The sequence below is a fragment of the Kitasatospora sp. NPDC091257 genome, from assembly GCF_044757675.1.
Lineage (GTDB): Bacteria > Actinomycetota > Actinomycetes > Streptomycetales > Streptomycetaceae > Kitasatospora > Kitasatospora lactacystinica.
This window is the reverse complement of sequence record NZ_JBIVVI010001756.1, coordinates 1-1296: the sequence shown is the minus strand read 5'-3', so window position 1 is coordinate 1296 and position 1296 is coordinate 1. Positions and strand designations below refer to the sequence as shown.

Here is a 1296-nt window from a genome sequence, read left to right as displayed (position 1 = left end):
CCCCTTGACGGTCTTTACCTTCTTTACCTTTCCTTGGAGCGGCTGTTACTCTCGTTGGTAGCGGAGGGGAGTATTCCTCGACAGCCGACCCCGTCATCACGGATGCCCGTCGCGGCACCCCGGGGCGCTGGCCCGATGGGCGGAAGAGACCTCCGGCAGTGACGATGACTGTCTCGCCTACCTGCCGGAGGAGCAGTAGTGGACGTTTCCATAACCATGTGGGTCTCCACGATCCTGGTGCTGATCGCACTGATCGTGGCGGACTTCTTCATCGGAGGGCGCAAGCCGCACGAGGTCTCGATCAAGGAGGCCGGGATCTGGACGGCCGTCTGGGTCGTTCTGGCGGTCCTCTTCGGTGGCTTCCTCTGGTGGCACTCCGGTGCGCAGCCGGCGGGTGAGTTCTTCGCCGGCTACATCACCGAGAAGTCGCTGAGTGTCGACAATCTCTTCGTGTTCATCCTGATCATGGGCAAGTTCGCGGTGCCCAGGATCTACCAGCAGCGCGTGCTGATGTTCGGTGTGATCATCGCGCTGGTGCTCCGGGCGGTGTTCATCGCCGGCGGCGCCGCCCTGGTCTCCGAGTTCTCCTGGGTGTTCTTCATCTTCGGCGGCTTCCTGATCTGGACGGCCTGGAAGCTGATCAAGGAGGCCCGCGCCGAGGAGGAGGGCGAGGAGGAGTTCGAGGAGAACCGCGTCCTCAAGTCGATCACCCGCCGCTTCCCGGCCACCGAGGACTACCGCGGCACCAAGCTGTTCGTCCGGGAGAACGGCCGCCGGCTGATCACCCCGATGCTGATCGTCATGCTGGCGATCGGCACCACCGACGTGCTGTTCGCACTGGACTCGATCCCGGCCATCTTCGGCCTGACCCAGGACCCGTACGTGGTCTTCACCGCCAACGCCTTCGCCCTGATGGGTCTGCGCCAGCTGTACTTCCTGATCGGCGGCCTGCTGAAGAAGCTGGTCCACCTGTCGTACGGCCTGTCGGTGATCCTCGGCTTCATCGGTGTGAAGCTGGTGCTGCACGCCGCCCACGAGGCGGGCGCGGACTGGGCCCCGGAGATCGGCATCCCGTTCTCGCTGGGCTTCATCGTGGTGGTCCTGGCGATCACCACCTTCACCAGCCTGCGGGCCTCGAAGAAGGCCGAGCAGGCCGAGCGCGAGAAGCTCGACGCCTGACGCCTGACGCCTGACGCCCGAGGCCCGACGCGCCTGATGCCCGAGGCACCGGGCCGGTGCACCGCCGAGGCCCCCGCGACCGCTTCCGGTCGCGGGGGCCTCGGCCGTTCGGCGGGG

1 protein-coding gene is annotated in these 1296 nt (G+C 66.1%); it reads left to right on the top strand.

Annotated features, from left to right (window positions below; all coding sequences use genetic code 11):
* Positions 1 to 198 precede the first annotated feature (198 nt).
* On the top strand, positions 199 to 1179 hold the full coding sequence (locus tag ACIQOV_RS41805; protein WP_359915326.1) for a TerC family protein: 981 nt from the start codon (positions 199 to 201) through the stop codon (positions 1177 to 1179).
* Positions 1180 to 1296 lie beyond the last annotated feature (117 nt).